The sequence below is a fragment of the Pseudoalteromonas sp. TB64 genome, assembly GCF_000498095.1.
Classification (GTDB): Bacteria; Pseudomonadota; Gammaproteobacteria; order Enterobacterales; family Alteromonadaceae; genus Pseudoalteromonas.
The window spans coordinates 1-1,211 of record NZ_AUTQ01000259.1 but is presented as its reverse complement, the minus strand read 5'-3'; the positions used below and the strand labels follow the sequence as shown (position 1 = coordinate 1,211).

At 41.5% G+C, this 1,211-nt stretch carries 1 protein-coding gene and 1 pseudogene; both read left to right on the top strand.

Going from position 1 to position 1,211, the window contains the following annotated elements; all coding sequences use genetic code 11:
• Positions 1 to 470, top strand: a pseudogene (locus L647_RS01000000124770) (hypothetical protein); the annotation flags it as partial.
• Between the two features lie 97 nt (positions 471 to 567).
• The coding region (gene gcvT, locus L647_RS0121170) for a glycine cleavage system aminomethyltransferase GcvT (RefSeq protein WP_024612785.1) at positions 568 to 1,211 on the top strand (644 nt) is incomplete at its 3' end.

Here is a 1,211-nt window from a genome sequence, read left to right as displayed (position 1 = left end):
TTTGAGCACCATTTTAGGTCTTGATTTAACAAAATTAACGGCCAGCGGCTTAGGATTTAAAGGCACCCTCGACGGTGACCTAAATTCTGATTACAGCTACGCCGTGTATTACTTTAGCGAAACCGCTTTTAGATTTGTATTGCACCACAGCGCAAGCCTTCAATTACAATCGCTCATAAACGAGCAACAACTTCGTTTTGATATTGATTATGTAATACGCACCGACCTAACTAGCTTTACTTTAAGTGGCGACAACGCGTTTGATACCCTAGTAAATGCTTTTAAGTTAACACCAGGTTTGCGCCTTTCTGACGCGCAACTATGTTACGGTGCGCGAAGTGTTTATTACCGCTATTGATAAAAACGACGAACAACATTTTGTACTTATAGCTAAAGCGCCAGAACTACAAAAATGGCAAAGCTATATGCAAGCGCAAGGTTTTGCACTTATGCAAAACAAAGCCGCGTAACAAATATAAAAAACAGGTGAGCATAACAATGCTCACCTGTTTTTAGATCTATTTAAGCCATGCCCACTAAGGGTTAATTTAAACGTGAAGGAATGTTATGACTTCTAAAACTGTACTACATGCTAAGCACCTAGAAGCGGGCGCAAAAATGGTTGATTTTCATGGCTGGGAAATGCCAATCAACTACGGCTCACAAATAGAAGAACACAATAGCGTACGTACCGACGCAGGTATGTTTGACGTATCACACATGACTATTGTTGATATTGAAGGGCCTCAAGCAAAAGCATTTTTACGTAAGCTAGTAGCTAACGACGTTGCAAAATTAACCGTACCAGGTAAAGCGCTTTACACAGGCATGCTTAACGAGCAAGGCGGTGTAATAGACGACTTAATTATTTATTTCTTTAGCGAAACTTTTTACCGCTTAGTTGTTAACTCAGCAACGCGCGAAAAAGACCTAGCGCATTTAGCTAACGTATCGAGCAACTTTGACGTAACTGTTACAGAGCGTCCTGAGTTTGCAATGATTGCAGTACAAGGTCCTAACGCTAAAGCTAAAACAGCCACTCTTTTAAATGCTGAGCAACAAGCCGCTGTTGAAGGCATGAAGCCGTTTTTTGGTGTTCAAGTAGGTGATTTATTTATTGCCACAACGGGTTATACTGGCGAAGACGGTTACGAAATAGTAGTACCGAACGACCAAGCAGCCGATTTATGGCAACAACTGCTAGACGCAGG